The 17279-nt window shown below is 58.5% G+C and carries 10 protein-coding genes; all 10 read right to left on the bottom strand.

The features are described from left to right. Nucleotides 1-33: 33 nt before the first annotated feature. Nucleotides 34-798, bottom strand: coding sequence for an SMC-Scp complex subunit ScpB (locus ABJK56_RS00890; protein ID WP_347242802.1), 765 nt, complete (start codon nucleotides 796-798; stop codon nucleotides 34-36). 45 nt (nucleotides 799-843) lie between these two features. Continuing rightward, nucleotides 844-6252: a hypothetical protein gene (locus tag ABJK56_RS00885; protein ID WP_347242781.1), complete on the bottom strand. Its 5409-nt coding sequence runs from the start codon at nucleotides 6250-6252 to the stop codon at nucleotides 844-846. Nucleotides 6253-6439: 187 nt separating this feature from the next. Further along, a complete protein-coding gene (locus ABJK56_RS00880) occupies nucleotides 6440-7657 on the bottom strand; it encodes a prepilin-type N-terminal cleavage/methylation domain-containing protein (RefSeq protein WP_347242780.1) in 1218 nt (405 codons plus the stop codon). Nucleotides 7658-7682: 25 nt separating this feature from the next. After that, nucleotides 7683-8870 carry a prepilin-type N-terminal cleavage/methylation domain-containing protein gene (locus ABJK56_RS00875; RefSeq protein WP_347242779.1) on the bottom strand — a complete coding sequence of 396 codons (1188 nt, stop codon included), beginning with the start codon at nucleotides 8868-8870 and terminating at the stop codon, nucleotides 7683-7685. 23 nt (nucleotides 8871-8893) lie between these two features. Further along, complete coding sequence (locus tag ABJK56_RS00870) at nucleotides 8894-9871, bottom strand: prepilin-type N-terminal cleavage/methylation domain-containing protein (protein WP_347242778.1); 978 nt, start codon at nucleotides 9869-9871, stop codon at nucleotides 8894-8896. Further along, nucleotides 9868-10818: a prepilin-type N-terminal cleavage/methylation domain-containing protein gene (locus ABJK56_RS00865; protein WP_347242777.1), complete on the bottom strand. Its 951-nt coding sequence runs from the start codon at nucleotides 10816-10818 to the stop codon at nucleotides 9868-9870. Before ABJK56_RS00865 ends, ABJK56_RS00870 begins: the two co-directional genes overlap by 4 nt. A gap of 354 nt (nucleotides 10819-11172) precedes the next feature. Then, entirely contained in the window at nucleotides 11173-12507 is a 1335-nt protein-coding gene (locus ABJK56_RS00860) for a type II secretion system F family protein (protein ID WP_347242776.1), read from the bottom strand. A gap of 145 nt (nucleotides 12508-12652) precedes the next feature. Beyond that, complete coding sequence (locus ABJK56_RS00855) at nucleotides 12653-14368, bottom strand: ATPase, T2SS/T4P/T4SS family (RefSeq protein ID WP_347242775.1); 1716 nt, start codon at nucleotides 14366-14368, stop codon at nucleotides 12653-12655. Between the two features lie 143 nt (nucleotides 14369-14511). Further along, nucleotides 14512-15651, bottom strand: a complete 1140-nt coding sequence (locus tag ABJK56_RS00850; RefSeq protein ID WP_347242774.1) for a type IV pilus twitching motility protein PilT — start codon at nucleotides 15649-15651, stop codon at nucleotides 14512-14514. Between the two features lie 159 nt (nucleotides 15652-15810). After that, nucleotides 15811-17279, bottom strand: a 1469-nt coding sequence (locus tag ABJK56_RS00845) for a GspE/PulE family protein (RefSeq protein WP_347242773.1), incomplete at its 5' end; no start/stop codon positions are given.

Genomic DNA, 17279 nt, shown 5'->3' with positions numbered 1-17279 from the left:
GCCGACTCTCAAAAAGCGTGCTGGTGACGCGACTCATGAGCCGAAGTCATCGTCGGACCAGTCTCCTCCACCCAGTTGCGGCAAATCTTCCAGACTCTGCAGTTTGAAAAGCTCCAGAAATCGCGGCGTGGTGCGGTATTGCGCGGTGCTTTTTCGAGCGTCGCCATCGGGATAGGTGACGGAGATGAGATCCCGCCGCACAAGCTGCGCGAGGATCGCCCCGCTCGGTTTTCCCCGCAGCCGGTTCACTTCTTTCACAGTGACTGGCTGACGATAGGCCACGATCGCCAAAACTTCCAGGGCCTGCTGAGAAAGCCGCACCTGCCGGACCTTGCCGAAGAAACCCTCGCGGAGGCTGTCGAATTCGGGGAGGAGCTTCATGCGGTAACCGCCCTGCTCGAAGACGACTCGATAGGGCCGACCGCTCGCCTCGTACTGGGCGTTAAGCTCGGCAACAAGCCCTGCGATCTCGTCGGGGCGAACACCGCGCATGATTTCGGCGGCCTGGCCGGGGGACAGTGACTCGTTGCGGGGATGCCCCACGAAAAGGAGGGCCTCCAAAATACTTTTGGGGTTGACAGGCACAGCCGACGGTGTCGCCGGTGCACCGACGGGTTGGCTGTCAGAAGAGGGGGCTTTGGATTCGGTCTCTGGAGGGCTTGCCTCAGCGGAGGGAGCCTGGTTGCTCAAAGACTGACCGGTGGCCTCGGCAAACGCCCGAGCCAGGTCCTCCAGCGTCACCGCTTCTTCCGGAAGGGATTCGTCGGGGGGAGGATGGAAATCGCCCGCCTGTGTCACCGCCAATCGGCCTCCTTTCCTTTGCCGTCCGTTAAGGTGCGGTCGTTATTCAATGATCCGCTTGATCAACAGTCCCTGATCGACGTTGAGATCGTAGCCCCGGCGGAAGCCGACCGGGATCGAACGGTCGAAGAGGAAAAATCCGCGATGCCGTTTGATGTCGCCGGTGTCACTGCCCAGCTCCTGTCCCAGCGTGTATCCGTCGGGATAGATGTCAAGAATCTCCTGTGGAGAGAGGCTGACACCGTTCACCAGGTAGTTGCCCGGTGCCTGGGGATCTGGTTGCATGACCTCAGCAACGGGCTGCACGTCGAAGTAGCCGATGGTCACCCAAATGGCATAGACATTGGACCGCGTGGTGACAAGGTTGCCCAGTCGCATGAGGTCCCGGTAGCGGAAGAACGGATTGCGATTGATGTCGCAGTACTCGTATTCATGGTTTTGTGAGGGATTCTGCGGATCGGTGCTGGGCGCCTGGAACAGGGGGACGTGGGTGAATTCCATTTGCCCCGTATTGGGATTTGGGACGACCTTTTCGCGCAGCAGTGTAGCGTTTACCTCCCGGCCAATGATGTCCTGGAGAGTCGGGTTGGTGGGATTCACCGGACTTGTGGGCGGAACGTTGCTGAACCCGCCGAAGCTGCGGAAAGGATTGCCAAACCGGGTGGGATAGTCCGGGTTATTGACGAGAAGTCGGGTGTATGAGTCCGGCATTAGAGAGCCACTGTTGGGGACGCTGGGGGGTAAGCTTGGGAAGCCCTGATTGGGCGGCACATAGAATCCCCGGCGGCTGTCCAGAAACTCGTGCCACAGTGTGACATAAGGATGCGTGGTATCAAACCAGTTGGCGGGAGGATTGAGCATGAGCTCGGGCCGGTTCATCAGTCCCGCCCACACCTGAGGTGCATAAACGGTATTCAAATTGATGCGCCCCGGGTCCCGGAAGTACGGAATTGTGTGGTTGGGTGGGGTGAAACGATGGGGCGGAGAGCCCGGCGGAGCCGGAGGCGAAATACGTTGTGCTTTCTCCGGATTCAACTGGAGTTCCGTATCCACGAACGGGGAGGGCACCCGCACGAATTCCAGGACACGATGGAACTCAGGGGCCGTCGGACTGTTGCCCGTGCCCGCACCAACAGACCAGAAGTAATTGGTCAGGTGAGGATAGGGATCGTAAGCAGCCGCCGGGTCGCTGATCGGGTCGGCTTGGGGATTTGGTTGGTAAGGATTGAGGTCCTGTGCGGGATTTGTGCCCTCCCGTGGCACGCGGTAGTACTTGTAGTAATTGTTGGAATCATAGGCGAGTAACCGCGAACTGGGCAAAGCCGGTACCAGGAGAAGCTCTGTGGCGCTGGTGTAAGGCCGATTGAGCCACGTGAGCCATGGGAAGGGACGTTGTGGATCACCGTTATAGGGTGCCGGACCCGGCCGTGGTCCACCGAAAGGATCACCCAAATAGCCCAGTGTGTGCTTGAGCCTGCGGTTGAAGACTCCGATGGGCACGGTGTCTCCGTCATCCTCCACCGGTTTGTCGAGTGGTTCCTGTTTCCACAGGATGAAATCGCGGTTAATGTCCTCGATAACGACGTTATTGCTGTTGTCCCGAGACGGTAGATCGTCATTGCGCTCGCCGCGCTGACGGGTGTGGAACATAATATCGCCGGGAGCAAGCTGCTGGGTGCCATCCTTGGAGTAATCTTCGTCGTTCGTGCGGCTGTTGAAGCACGTTAGATCCACCGGCGCGGAATCGATTGTCCGATAGGGATTGAGGATCGGATCATAGGGCTGAGTAGGATCGGCCAGCCGCTGCAGGTGAATGACGCGGAATCGGGTCCGGGTTGTATTGTGCCCAAAGAGCTGATCCCAATCCTCATCCGCCTGGAGATCAGTCCGCTGGGCATCGAGGGGTTGATCGATCACCTGCGGCGATCCCGGAGGATCTTCATAGCGTCCTGTGGCGGGGTTGTACTTGATAGGCTGGCCGGCCTCGTCGGTTTCTGTTGCTTCCAGCTCATCGTATCCAGTAGCGGGCTCGGAGACGCTTAGCCGGATTTCCTTATCGCCGGCCAGAGCGCCGATCGTGACGTAACCCCGGTCAATGCGAATACCCACAGGGGAATTGATGCCCGGAGGTACAGTGTCCCCGTTTTTGTCCACGATGACCTGGTTCCTCAGGATGCGGATATATCGATCGGTGTTGGGATCGCCCTGATTAAGCTGAAAGCCGATGAATGTGATGTCGCCGTCAGGTCGGCCTGCCGGGCCAATTACCGCATACCGCCCCGGCAAAATCTTATCGATCTCGCCCGCATAGGTATTGCTGGGGTAATAGCTGACGGGGATGTTGGCCTCTTCCGGAAAGCCATTGTTGGGTCGCGGAACAAAATAGATGGCCCGTTCGATTTGCGGGCGTTTGGCGGGATCAGGATCGTCGGGATCCTTGGCCAGGCCGAGCTGGTTCGGGTCCGCATCTGCTCGAGTGACGATGATTCGCCAGATCGGCTGCCCGACGGGATTCAGTTTTGCCAGATCAACCCCCGGCCGGGGTTCCGGCTGGGTCTTGTTGGGATCGTCGAATTCTCCGGGACTGGGTTCGTTTTCAAACCAGGGATTATACAGCTCGATAAACAGCGAGCCCTGCGGCCGATAACGCTGATCTAGGTCTTTTATCTGATCTCCCCGGTCCTCTTCTTTAGGGTCGTTGGCATTTGGGGGATATGCGTAGCCGTAAGCCGACAGGTCTTCCGTGCGCCGGTCATGGAAGGCGAGTGTTTCGGTAATGAGGAGTTCGGGCCGTTCACAGCCCCACACTGTGTGCTGCGGGTCGGGGGTTGGATTCCAGCCGTCAAACGGATTTTCGTCGAAAACAAACCGCGTCATGATTGAGTCGCGATCGCGAAAATCAACAGTGTTAACGGCCCACTGGGCAATCATCCGAGCTGTGTTGAGGCGGCTGCCGGTAAGGGTATCGAGGAAATTCAAATCAGCCACCGACATCATAAGGACGTAGAGATGCCTGGCCAGAGCCTGGTGGGGGTCTTCAGTGGCTCCGGGGAGGCCGTCACCGTCGTAATCGAAGGGAATGGCACCGGTCGTGCCGGTGGCCGTGCGGTAGGCCCATTGATCCTGGCCGGCAAGGGCTTCGCCAGGTTCGTCGATGACCCCGTTATTGTTGTTATCAAGACCATCTCCTAATGGCCGATTGATGTTGAGCCGCAGACCGGCCAGCACGTCCGATGGGAAGAGCACCCACAGGTCCTGCGGTGTGGTGAGGTTGAACCGCTGAACGATGCTCTGAAGGAGTTGGTTCCCCAGTTGCTGGCGCCAGCGGTAACTCCCGGCCAGGGCGGCGACTGGCAGGTCCCAGCTCTCCGTCGTGATCATGTGCCGCACACGCACCAGATCGGGAATCAGCTTGCGGAGGCGCTGCGGGAGATCCCGGCTGTCCTGGTCGAAGGGGCGGAGGATCGCTTCCAGTTCGGCCGGTGTGAATGGGGCATCCACTGCGTCCTGCTGGCCGGATTGGATGATGCCCTTTCCGCCACGGCGAGTCAGTTTGATCTTGTAGGGATTGTCCGTGACTGCCGCCGCCCAGAGGTTCTGCGGTTGCACATAAATCGGTCGGCCACGCAGATCAAGGCCGACACACATGGCACCCATCATGTCGGGCGGGCTGCCGTAGATGGTAGGATTACCTGGACCGAATGGCTGAGGAAGCGTGGTCCGCCAGTCGATCGGGTAGGTGAAGAATTTGTTGGCCAAGAGTGCGTCAGGCTGCCCGGCCATTCCCGCTGCCGGAAGAGGCGGTGGGGATATCAGGCGTGTTCGCTCTCCATAACGGCCCACGATCGGGCCCAGGAGCGGATCGGTCCTTCCCACAAGCAGGATAGCATAGAGATTCTGCCAGGGACCGGGAGAGCCACCACTATTGGTCAGCAATTCAAAGAGTGGCCCGAGGTTGATCTCCGCGGGGCCAAAGCCGAGCCCTCGGAACCAGTGCCGCAGCGCGTCGGGCGCCGTGGCGAGATTGGGAAACAGGACACTAGGGTTCTCGCCATCCGGGAACGCATCGGCATTGCTGTCCGGTCCCGCGGCGAGAATCCAGTTCGCACCCAAAGGAGCGCCGTCCACATTGAGGGTGTCCTGCTGATAATACCGCGGATCAGCCTGGACAAGCGAGCCGTGCGCGTTGAGGTTGAGTCGGCCGTCCAGATCCACGCAGAGGATGGCGGCCAAAGGTTTATACCGTCGTCCGTCGGGAAGTTGCCGCACGGGCAACCCCACATCGACCCAGACGCTATCCGGCACACCATCGCCATCGTTGTCCACGTCCCATCGCCACGAGTTGGGATTGATGCTCAGTAGCGAATCCGGTTGACCGTCGTTGTTGGTATCATCAAACCCCAGCTGGTAGGTCGGATTACTGCCATCGAAGTTAGGGTGAAATACGCGAAGTGGTCGCAGAATGAATTTCCGCTCAAACAGTGCAACTTGACGTTTCAATTGCGGGTCGGGGATTGTTTCGGGCCGAAGAAGGTAATTGAACCTTACGGCCGGGTCGCTCACCGGCCCCCAATTAATGATGTTGCCGTTGATCGCCTGGTTGAACCAGTAGGCGATAAGCGACACCCGATGGAAGGACGGTTCCGGCACAAGCGTCTCTCCGGTGGCCGGGTGAGGCAGCACCATCGCCAGAAACATATTCTGGTAGTCGGCCGCATCGTAATCTTCGTTGGCAGAGAGAAGGCCATCATCTGCGGTGCCGGGCACGCCGTCAGGCCCCGCATATTGCTGCAGAAATTGCCTGACCGCGGCATTCGGTGTGAGTGCATAAGGCATTCCCTCAGGATCGGTGGCGGCAAGCCGATTCGTGTTATTAAATCCAACGCCCGTGCCCGAGAACGCCCGACCATCGACGAGATAATTGATGACCTGGCCACTCTGCAGTTTGTTTTGTACAGCGGCAAAGGAAATGCTCTCGGGAGCCACCACGATAAGCCGATTGTTAACGGCATCATAGTCCACGATTCGCGTGGTGATTCCGGCCACAGGAGGTGTGAGGAACGTGAGCGGGCACCCGACCCATCGTTCGGGATTTAGGAAATTAGGGGGAAAACCCCAGAGCTGTCCACCAGCCACTGGTACAAACGTGGGAGCTGCGGTGATCGCCCCCGCCACCCATTTTTCTCCGTAGACGTCTTCCAGAAGGCTGTGGCACCAGATGGAGGAGTGGGGATTATTAGAGCCGCGGATCACTTCCAGGGCCACCTGCATGACAGTCTGGTCGGGTGGATCGTACTGCTCCTGGAAGCGTTTGGCGGCCTCCGCTCCTCTCCGCGTGTGTCCCGTCAGAACCACGTAGGCCAGCACAATCAGCCCAAACACCGAGAGGATCGCCAGCGTCAAAAGCAGGACAACGCCTTTTCGTGGTGTCGGTTTTGCCTGGATCCTCATATCCGTATACCTCAAGGTTTGTTATCTGGTCCGCTTGCCCTGGGGGACCAGAGATTGCTCTCGGGCTCTCATTCAAACATCCGGGATGGGTTCGCCGTTTGATATGTCCTGGCTGCCGTGAATACTTTTCCGCGTGTCTGGCCGGTGCGTCCAAGCATCTCGACGGGGACCCACCCGCCGGGAAGCTTCACCGAGCGGCGAACGACGCGCGGCTCAGGACTTCCGGGTCGATCACTTCGGTGTACACACCATAGACGTTAGTGCACAGCACGGCCTGAGTTTCGACGGGCACGCCATCCCCATCGGTATCATTGTTGGTTTGGACACACCATGCGATATTCCAATCTGGTCCCGCGACGGTAACTTCTCGGAAATAATTCTGGTTTTGATTAACCAAGTCTCCCGAGGCCACAACGCGATACCACAAAAATACGTTCTGCATAACAGGCGGATTGCTGCTAACGAGGGCACGACCGGCCAGGAGGAGGTACTGGCCTTCCGGAACCCTCAAGTATTCGTCGGCCTGGGCAGCATCTTTAACACGACTTGCGGGGATGGAAAGCCGCAGGTCGCCCCCGCCCAGGAAATTCGCTGTGGCCACACGCTCTCCGGGGACTTCCACCGTGGGATCGTCGCGCCACAGAAAATTCCGATCGCGAAACACCACAGCAGAAACGAGATATTTCTGGGTGCCGGAGGGGATTCTCGGCACCTGAGGAACCACCGTGATCATCCAGGAGTACATCCCCTGGTAATCGGCATAGAGCGGATTGCCAGACCCGGTATCGCCAGGCAAGGGGGGCAACGGAACTGCCGCCCCTGTGTCGGTTCGAAACAGCAACCGTGGCCGGGATAGTCGGCTTGGGTCGAAGACAAGGTCGTCCTCACTTACCACAATGCGTTTCCAAATTTGAGGATTCATGAGGATCGCCTGGACGTTGGCCGGCGCATTCGGATTGGCCGCAATGTTGACGGTGATCCGTTGCATGCTCACAGCGGTCCCGGGCGGATTGTACGGGAAACGAGCCAGGTCCGGGGACAGGGCGTTCGGCACCGCTCCTTGCCCATTGTTTATCTGGGCGATGTATAGGGGGTCAATGCAGAAGGACTCACCGACCGGCAAAGGCTGATCCCGACTTGAGACAACTGGTGAACCCTGAACGGTGACCCATCGCACCGGATCCAGCCAATCGCGAACACGGACTTCGGAAAGGGCGTTGCGCCCGACGACGGCCGTACGATCTGCGATGAGCGCCCGCATCGCCGACATATTGCCGATCACCACCACGGCGGCGATCCCTAGCATCCCTACCGTGAGGATAAACATGGCGATGAGGACTTCCAGCAAACTGAAGCCGCCACGCTTCCCCGCGGGGGATCGCTCCGGGCGGGTTGCCGTTGGCATCAGAGTTGTCCCGGGATCAATCACCTCAGCGTCCTCCCACGCCTTTCATCAGTCGGGCATCGTTGCGAGCCGCGTACACATCGTTGGGAACTTTGACGTTGTTGACCATCGTGGTGCCACTCACCGGGGCGGTGACAGCCAGGCCGGTATTGGGATTGATCACCAGCCAGTAATTGGTGATGTCCTGCCAGTTGTAAAGGCCATCCTCGGCGAGGGAAGGCCCCCGCGCAGCCGGCGGTGAACTTGCCATGGCGGGCATCCGTTCCCAGCGACCAATAAGGAGATAGATGGGCTCTGTGACCGCCGATTGAGTGTTCTCATAAAACACCCGTTGCACGCGACCATCCGGCGCAAAGAGCACAATGACGGGTGTCGGATCTTCGATTTCGGGAGTGCTCGTGTTGTGGTCCACAGGGACAAATCCGCTGGGATTCCCCATCAGGACCATGCTGTCGGTGCCCGAGGAATACAGGTCGATCACCGTTCCCGTCGGCAATCGGACGGGGGCCGCCGCGGTCGATTCAGGCCGCCGATAGATCTGGAACGCCACCGGCCGGGAGCCAATTCCAGTTCCGGGGTTTTCAGGGGGGAACGGAGCTGAGGGATTGCTGGTTGCCGGCCAGGGTGTGTCCGCTACATCCTCGAGTTTCACCAAGAGCACGGCAAACGGTGTGCTTTGAACCGGGAAGTTAGGATCACCGATCAGATTGTCGGAGTCGGTGTCCGCGCTGCCGTCTCCGTTCAGATCCAGGCCGACAATCCGGTAACGTATTCCCTGCGACTCAAACGTGATGACATCCCCCACCGCCACCGGAAGCGTCTGAGTAAGCATGCTTGCGACTTCGGCTGTGTTGAGGCGGACCTGAAAGAGTGGGCTTGTCCCCAGCCGCCGGACGATGGCACGGGCTCCGATGACATCTCCCGCGTAGGCCGGGGGTACTTCCACCATCCGCAGGGTCACGGCGGCCTCGGGCTGGACTTTCAGGCGTTCGATAGCTACCCCGACCGGCCGACCGATTTCCATCGCGCGGTTGCGGGCGGCATAAAAGAACGCCGACACCGTTCGGGATGCCTCGCGAATCCGTCGCTGCTCCATCATCGGCCGCAGTCGTGGCACCATCACCGCAAGAAGAATGAGCAAAATCGTGATGACGACGAGCAGCTCGATGAGCGTCACGCCGCGCCGCCCCTCGCGAATCAGCTTTTCATGCATAGGATTCCTCGCCCCCCAGCCGGTCATGGCATGGTCTCCGCACGGTGGTTGTGGATGTTGTCCTGATGGCACCCGAGGTAGTCGTCAGGATTATTTGGATCGTCGGCGGGCGCTCCCACAGGGAATGTGTACCATGTATCCCAGTTGGCGAAATATCCAAGCTGGCCTTGAAGGTCCAATCCGTAAAACCCGTCTGGACCGGCGGAATAAATGAGCGGGACCACCCGCCACGCTCCCGGATCGACGCGCAGCGGATCAAACGGATCGTGATCGGCAGCCTTTTCCTCCGCCGTAGCTGTTGGTGGTAGTTGAATATCGGAGTCCGGGAAAGCCACCGGGCAACGGATGAAGTAGATGGGATGTCCCCAGCCGTCCACAAATTCGAAATATCCGTCCCCGTCGGTGTCCGCAATTTCGTTCTCCGCGAAGAGTTCCCGGCTGCCTGGCGTTCCTTCTGTGACGATCAGATAGAGCAATTCCGCCGGCGAGTGCTGACCGCTCGGCATGCCCTGCAAGAATCGGCGGAAATACCGTCGGGCAAGGGCCGTCCGCGTCATCGAACGCGTGACCTGTTGCCCATTAGGCAGGGACAGTGTGAGGGAGATAGGGAGGTTCTCGTCGGCAGGGGTCAGGTTGCTGGGATTATTCGCCGGCCAGGTGACGTCGCTCAGCCGATCCGGCATTTCCCAGGCCATGATGCAGCGAATGGCCCACAGGCGGAATCTCGCTGCCACAAGCGGGGGGAGCCCCCGGGTGTCGATGGGGACCCGACGTGTGCGGTACGAGTCGTAGCGCTCCATAATGATCTGGTTGATCTTGGCGATCGTGGCCTTGGTTTTTGCCACGCGACCTTGCTGCCGCACGCGGAGAATCGCTCCCCAGGTGATGCCCATCAAAATGCTGATAATCACGATGGTGACGATCAGCTCGGCCAGCGTGAAGGAGCCTCGCCTTCGCCCGAGGAGAGACCGGATTGGGATGGTTCGCATCTTCCCCATCATTTGATTTCATTCTCCAGCCGGGTGGCGAAATTCGTGATGTTGTCGTAGTCACCTTTGGTGAAGTTGACACCGTTATCGCTGATCGGCCAAGTGGTTGGATCGGCTTGCCGCGGCCCCCCGTAATCACCATCCAACCCTGGATGGATGAGCTGGAATGAGTCGGGATTCCGCCAGTTTTCGCTGGTGCTCACCCGATACGGCACACAGCCCAGCGGCAGGAGATTGACTTTGGTGGCGTAGGTACGAGTACCGTCGGGAGCTCGCTCGGAACGGAAGTACACCACGCTCGGCGGCTGGTTCGAGTCGGAGACGATGCGGGTGTCGGGGACGTAGGTCATGACGGAAATCGGTGATCCCGTCCAGGCGACTTTGGTGGGATCGAACTCGAAGAGGCTGCCTGTCCGCGGCTCGCCCCGCTGGATAGGATTCGCCTCATCCCCGTGAAATCCCACCGGCTTGTACACGCTGCCCGGTTGCAGGAAGGGATCGCCCGGCTTGATATCGGGCAAACCCCCGAGCCAGAAGACGAGAGCACTGCGGGCATCGAGAGCGTCCAGGTCGATGTTGTACTCGCTGGCGAGCCGGAGCTTCAGCGTGTCGTAAAGCGGGGTGGGCGAATTGATGACAGACGGATCCACTCTGAACCGCGGCCATCGCCGGCGGATGTGACGCTCGATATCGAGATTGCGGTTGGGGCCCGAAAAATCGGGAGGAAACTCGCCGAACTGGTTCTTATATTCCATGAGGGCGGCTTCCAGTTGTTTGATCTGGGTGTAGATGGCGGCCTCGCGGGCCCTAGCACGGGCGGTGATTGTCGCCGCCGAGATAAGCGCGATCAAAATCCCGATGATCACAATGACCGTGAGCAACTCAACCAGGGTGAAACCCCTGTTTTTCCGCTGATGCTCCGGCTGCATCCGGGTTGTCGCCATTTCAACACCGTTCATAACCGATCTCCCGAGTTGTCCCTGTGTGGTCTCCACGATCATTGTAAAGGCACCTGCCTTATCAGGCGGTCTATGTCGCCAAAAAACCGGTGATGTGCGGCGCTGTTGTCCCCGATCCTGTGTGATTCCGTGAACAATCAGCAAGTCACTACCAGCTCACGCACCGCGGGAAATCGTCCCGTCCTCCTGGTCGGCAAGGGAAAGAACGCTTCCCGCGTCCGGGCGAAATTCTTGTGTTGCAAAATGGACACGATCTCCCGACCGGAAAGGTGCCCTTGCCCAGGCACCATCGGTTGCTGGCTGGCCCGATGAGTTGTCCCTCCGTGCCGGTCTTCTGTCAGAAGACCCTGTTTCTCAACCGGATAGTTTTTGAATCAGTGCGATCAACGGCAGGAAGAGGGCGATCACGATAAATCCCACCATGCATCCCAGCACGATGATCAGCACCGGCTCAAACAGGCTGAGGAGGCTTTCGGTGATGATCGCCACTTCCTCGTCGTAGTTGTCTGCGATCTTGTAAAGCATCGTGTCGAGCTCGCCCGTCTCCTCACCCACATCCACCATGTTGATGGCGATGTCTTCCATGATGGGGTTATTCCACCGGGTAAGGTACAGGAGAAGGCCAATCGGCCCACCCAGGAAGAAAAAGAACCAGAACGCGGTAATCGGGTGGAAGCCAGGCCGGGAATTGTCCTTCAGCGGCTTAGCTATCGTTTCACCTTCTCGAATCGCGTCCAGCACGCGCTGGTAGAGCCGCTCAAACACCGCGTTGGTGGCGGTGTCCCGCGTGATCGTCAGGGCTTCCAGGATGGGCACGCCGCTGGCCACCAGGGTACCCAGAGTCCGCGTGGTTCGCGCGATGATGTTCTTTTCCACGAGCTGCCCGAAAATCGGCAGCCGCAATTTGAATAGATCCCATCCGTAGCGACAGTACGGGAACATGTTGACCAGTTTGACGAAGAGCCAAATACCCAGCGGAATCCCCGGCAGGAGGAACCACCAGTGGATGACCGTCTGGGAAACGTTGATCAATATCTGCGTGGGAACAGGAAGATCGGTCTCAAATTCTTCAAAGATCTTCTGGAATTGAGGCACGATCTTGATCATGATGAAGGTCAGAATGAGGCACGCGAACACGATCACAGCGATCGGATACACCAGCGCGCCTTTGACCTTCCGCTTCAACCAGAGCGAACGTTCCTGAAATTCCGCGAGACGGCGGAGAATGACTTCCAAGGCGCCACCGGCCTCACCCGCCTTCACCATGTTAACATAGAGCCGATCAAACGCTTTGGGCGCCTTAGCCATGGCCTCAGAGAGCGTGGCTCCACCCTCGATTTCTTCAATGACGTCGATAAGGCAGTTTTTGAGGCTTCCGAAGATGGAGGGTTTGGCCTGAGCCTCCAGAATTTTCAGACTCCGCAGAATGGGCAGCCCTGCGTCTTGAAGGACCGAAAGTTGCTTGGTGAATGTGGTCAGTGTCTTGGCGTTGACCCGACCAATCGAGAACGTCTTCCGCGATTTAGCTTTAGCGGTCTTTTCCTTTTTTTCCTTCTGTGGAGCGATCCGCGTGATGTAATAACCCATCTGGCGGATCGTCTGTTCGGCTTCCTCCTGGGTGGCCGCTTCGATGACGTCCCGGATCTCCTGTCCGGTGGCGTCCATTGCTTCGAATTGGAACTTCGGCATGGCCTGGTCCTCACACTGCGGGGCGGGGACACCGGATATGCCCCCTGGCCCAACTTAGCCGATCCGACTCTTTCCGAATCGCTTGCCTCTCTATTATTCGCTGCCGCTCGCTCGGATGATGCTCAAGCCACGAAATCCGCCTTCATCACGCTTCAATGGTCGTTTCCCGTACGACCTCCTCCACCGTGGTGATCCCCTGGTAAATCTTTTCCAGACCGTCTTGCCGTAGGGTCTTCATGCCTGCGCGGATGGCCGCATCCCGGAGTTCTTCGGTGGACGCCCCCCGGTGGATGAGCTCCCGAATTTCGTCCGTGATGGGCATCAGTTCAAAAATGCCCGTACGGCCTTTGAAGCCGGTGTTGTTGCAGTTGGCGCAGCCGCGACCGCGGTAAAAGGTCTTGCCCACCACGTCCTCGGGCGTCATTTCCAAGTCCGCCAGGGCTTCTGTGCTGGGCACGGTCAGTTCCCGGCATTCCGGACAAATCTTGCGGACCAACCGCTGGGCGAGAATGGCTTCCACCGTGGCCGTGATGAGGAACGGTGGCACGCCCATGTCGCGAAGCCGGGCGATCGAACTGGGCGCGTCGTTGGTGTGCAGGGTGCTGAACACCATGTGCCCGGTCAATGCCGCTTGCACGGCAATTTCCGCCGTTTCCAGGTCACGGATCTCGCCCACCAAAATGATATCCGGGTCGTGCCGCAAAATGGCCCGAAGCAGATTGGCAAACGTGTTTCCAATGTCCGGATCGATGGGAATTTGCACGAGGCCGTCAATCGTGTATTCCACTGGGTCTTCGGTGGTGATGATTTTATCTTCGATCGTGTTCAGCTCGTTGAGTGCCGCATAAAGGGTGGTGGTCTTTCCCGACCCGGTAGGACCGGTCACCAGCACGATCCCGTGCGGTCGGTGAATCACCTCCCGGAACTGGGCCAGCGTGGTCGGGTCCATCCCCACCTGGTTGAGGTCGAGCATCACCACGGATTTGTCCAGAACCCGCAGCACGCAGCTTTCTCCGAACATGGTGGGCAAAACGCTTACCCGCAGATCGACGGGATGGCCGCCCACCGTGAGGCGGATTTTGCCGTCCTGCGGCAGACGGCGTTCGGCAATGTCGAGGTTGGCCATCACTTTGATCCGTGTGGTGATGGCAAAAGCCAGATGTCGAGGCGGCGGGACCATCTCATACAGCACGCCGTCAGAGCGGATGCGGATCCGGAATTCATTCTCGAACGGCTCAAAGTGCAGGTCGCTGGCGTGCTCCTTGATAGCCATGAGGAGCACCATGTTGAGAAGTCGCCGCACCGGGGCACTCTCCGCGAGGGCTTCCACACTGCTCAGGTCGATGGGGCCGTCCTGCTCCAAACTCTGGGCCGCTTTGACCAGCTCCGTATCTTTCTCCAGTTCCTCGATGATTCCCTCAATGCTTTCCGTGCCCGAGTAATAGCGCTGAAGGGCCTGGTTGATCTGACGCTCGGTGGAGACGACCGGCCGGATCTCGTACCCCAGAAAACTCCGCAGTTCGTCGATCACGGACAGTTTCTGAGGTTCGCACATCGCGACCGTCAACGTGTTGTCGTGAAAAGAGATGGGCACGATCTTATATAGCTGGGCCATCGGCTCCGTGATGCGGTTGAGAACCTCCGGAGGGATGGTGAGTTCGTTCAGCTGAACCACCGGTAGGTTGAATTGTTCCGCCAGCGCCTGGGCAAGCTGATCCTCGTTGATCAATCCCATTCGAATAGCGATTTGTCCGAGGAGCTCACCTTTATGTTGCTTTTGCTCCTCGAGAAGCATTTCGAGCTGGGATTCCGTGATGAAGCCCAGGTCCACAAGAATTTGACCAATCCGCCGAAGAGCCATCCGCTTGTCCTACTATCCTGCGATGTGCTTTCAGTTGACCAAACCGCCGACGAAAACACCCCCTGGACCGGAAAAATCTGTTTTCCCGGTCCACACTCTATCTTAGCCAGTCGGGCTGATTTGTCCAAACACCGACAATTGTCTTATCTTCGCCCGTTTTGGGCCATTTCCCGTTCCAGGCGACGCCGGGCTTCCTCCTCGTCTTCGAGGATCCCGCGTTCGGCTGCCGCAATTCGGGCCGCCAGTTCGTCCGGGCTGTTCGCCCGAAGAAGCACTTCCTTCTTTTCACAAATCCCATCCCGCCACAGCCGGAAAAGGTGATCGTCCAAAAGCTGCATCCCTAGCTTGTGGCCGGTTTGGATCGCTGAATTAATTCGGTAAGTTTTATTCTCGCGGATCAGGTTTGCAATAGCGGGGGTCACGACGAGCATTTCATAGGCAGCCACTCGACCACCGCCGATTCGCGGGAGCAACTGCTGGGACAAAATACCAATGATGGATGTGGAAAGCTGCGTGCGGATTTGCTCCTGCTGGTTGGTCGGAAACACGTCGATGATGCGGTTCACCGTGCCCTGCGCGCCAGTCGTGTGCAGGGTTCCGAACACGATGTGGCCTGTTTCGGCGGCCGTGATGGCGGCCTCGATGGTCTCTAGGTCACGCATTTCACCCACAAGGATGATGTCTGGGTCTTGCCGCAACGCTCGGCGGATGGCCTCCGCAAAGCTTGGAACATCCACACCCACCTCTCGCTGGTTAACCGTGCAGCGCTTGTGGGTGTGGTAGAACTCGATGGGATCTTCAATCGTGATGATGTGGTGATCTACGTTGTTATTGAGATAGTCGATGGCCGCCGCGAGAGTCGTCGATTTACCTGATCCGGTCGGCCCGGTGACAAGGATCAGACCCCGCGGTCTCATGATCAACTCTTTGAAAACCGGCGGCGTGCCCAACTCCTCGAACGACATCAGGCGGTTGGGGATTTGCCGCAGCACCATCCCCACATAGCCTTTTTGCTTGAAGACCGACACCCGGAACCGGCATTTGTCCCCGAAAGCGAAGCCAAAGTCGGATCCCCCCACTTCTTGGAGTTCCCGCTGGCACCGTTCCGGGGTAATGCTCTTCATCAGAGCGACGGTGTCCTCCGGTTCAAGGACCTTAGTTTCCAGCCGGACAAGTCGGCCGTCGATCCGAAGAACCGGCGGCTGCCCCACGGCAATATGGAGGTCGCTGGCCTTCCGGGTGACCACGGTGTTGAGAAGCTTGTCAATTTGAAGCTGTGACATACCCCGCCTCGATTCCTAAACGAAAACTGGTACCTTAGCTGGCCCTGCTAAACCACGCGACCGATACAACCCCTCCCCTGACGAATTATTCTGGCGATCGACACCCCAAGAAGGCGGTAACGCTCCAGAGCAGCGATGGTGCGAACACTGAGGGGGAGATCAGCGGAGCTCTTCTTCTGGACGCGCCACCGACAGCAACTCTTCCAGAGTGGTCTTTCCTTTGAGGACTTTCTGGAGGCCGTCCATATAGAGGGTCTTCATGCCCTCCTGAATAGCTACACGACGAATTTCCGCCACGGGGGCATTCTTGAAGGTGAGCTCTCGGATCTTCGGCGACATGATCATCAGCTCGAAAATTCCCATTCGGCCACGGTAACCTGTGCCGTTGCATCGGCTGCATCCTTTACCGCGGTAGAAGGTGGCACCAGCCATCATTTCGGGGGTTACACCGGCCATCTCCAGGACGGCATCACTGGGCTGGTAGGGCTGCTTGCACTGTTCGCACACCACCCGCACAAGTCGCTGCGCCATGATCGCCACGACGCTGCTTGCCACCAGATAGGCGGGGACGCCCATATCGATGAGACGTGTAATAGAACTGGGCGCATCGTTCGTATGCAGCGTACTAAAAACGAGGTGTCCAGTCAAAGAAGCCTGGATTCCCATCTGAGCAGTTTCAAGGTCGCGCATCTCACCGACGAGGATCACATTCGGCGCCTGCCGCAGCATCGCGCGAATCACCCGCGCGAAATCCAGACCAATCTCGTGCTTGATCTCTACTTGGTTGATCCCCGGCAGGTAGTACTCGACGGGGTCCTCCGCGGTGATGATCTTCCGGTCGGGAGTGTTCAACTCGTTGAGGGCCGCATAGAGCGTGGTGGTCTTCCCCGAGCCAGTGGGGCCCGTTACCAGAATAATTCCGTTCGGCCGCTTGATGAGCTGCTTAAATTTGACATAATCTTCCTCGGAAAATCCGAGTTGGCGCAAACCGATCTTGATGTTGTCTTTGTCCAAAATCCGCATGACAACGGCTTGCCCCCACGTGCTGGGGAGAATGCTGACCCGCAGATCGAGCTGCTTCTCGCCGATGTTCATTTTGATCCGGCCGTCCTGTGGGCGACGTCGTTCAGCAATGTCCATCTTCGCAAGAATTTTGATACGCGAGAGAATGGCACCTAGGAGCCGGCGGGGGGCATTATCCCGCTCAACTAGGTATCCGTCGATCCGGTACCGGATCCGGACGCGATCCTCGAATGGCTCGATGTGGATATCCGACGCTCGAAGCTGCACAGCCTCCGAAATGATGAGGTGGACCAACCGCACGACGGGAGCGCTCGACTCGTCTATCTCCTGGACGGTTCCTGCGTCGATATCCACCTGCGTGAAATCGATAGCCGTGTCCGTCAGTTCGGTGATCACCGTGTCGCGGCTCTCGCCCGACGTCTGGCCGTAATAGCGGTTGATCGCCTCCTGAATGGCTTCGCGGGGTGCCAGGCAGATCTCAATGCGCTTGTTGAGAATGAAGCGCAATTTGTCGAACGTAGCAAAGTCATCGGGGTCACTGACGGCTACCTTGAGCTGGCCGTCTTCCTCGGCCACGGGAATCACCACATTCTCACGGGCAACCG

It is taken from the genome of Thermogutta sp. (assembly GCF_039793925.1).
Classification (GTDB): Bacteria; Planctomycetota; Planctomycetia; order Pirellulales; family Thermoguttaceae; genus Thermogutta.
Note: the sequence above shows the minus strand (reverse complement) of the source record. Positions and strands in the feature narration are given on the sequence as shown.

What these genes read in the sequence shown, in the direction of transcription:
- ABJK56_RS00860 (WP_347242776.1), bottom strand. Translation starts at nt 12,507, where the DNA reads ATGCCGAAGTTCCAATTCGAAGCAATGGACGCCACCGGACAGGAGATC.
- ABJK56_RS00880 (WP_347242780.1), bottom strand. Translation starts at nt 7,657, where the DNA reads ATGCCAACGGCAACCCGCCCGGAGCGATCCCCCGCGGGGAAGCGTGGC.
- ABJK56_RS00885 (WP_347242781.1), bottom strand. Translation starts at nt 6,252, where the DNA reads ATGAGGATCCAGGCAAAACCGACACCACGAAAAGGCGTTGTCCTGCTT.
- ABJK56_RS00855 (WP_347242775.1), bottom strand. Translation starts at nt 14,368, where the DNA reads ATGGCTCTTCGGCGGATTGGTCAAATTCTTGTGGACCTGGGCTTCATC.
- ABJK56_RS00865 (WP_347242777.1), bottom strand. Translation starts at nt 10,818, where the DNA reads ATGAACGGTGTTGAAATGGCGACAACCCGGATGCAGCCGGAGCATCAG.
- ABJK56_RS00875 (WP_347242779.1), bottom strand. Translation starts at nt 8,870, where the DNA reads ATGCATGAAAAGCTGATTCGCGAGGGGCGGCGCGGCGTGACGCTCATC.
- ABJK56_RS00850 (WP_347242774.1), bottom strand. Translation starts at nt 15,651, where the DNA reads ATGTCACAGCTTCAAATTGACAAGCTTCTCAACACCGTGGTCACCCGG.
- ABJK56_RS00870 (WP_347242778.1), bottom strand. Translation starts at nt 9,871, where the DNA reads ATGATGGGGAAGATGCGAACCATCCCAATCCGGTCTCTCCTCGGGCGA.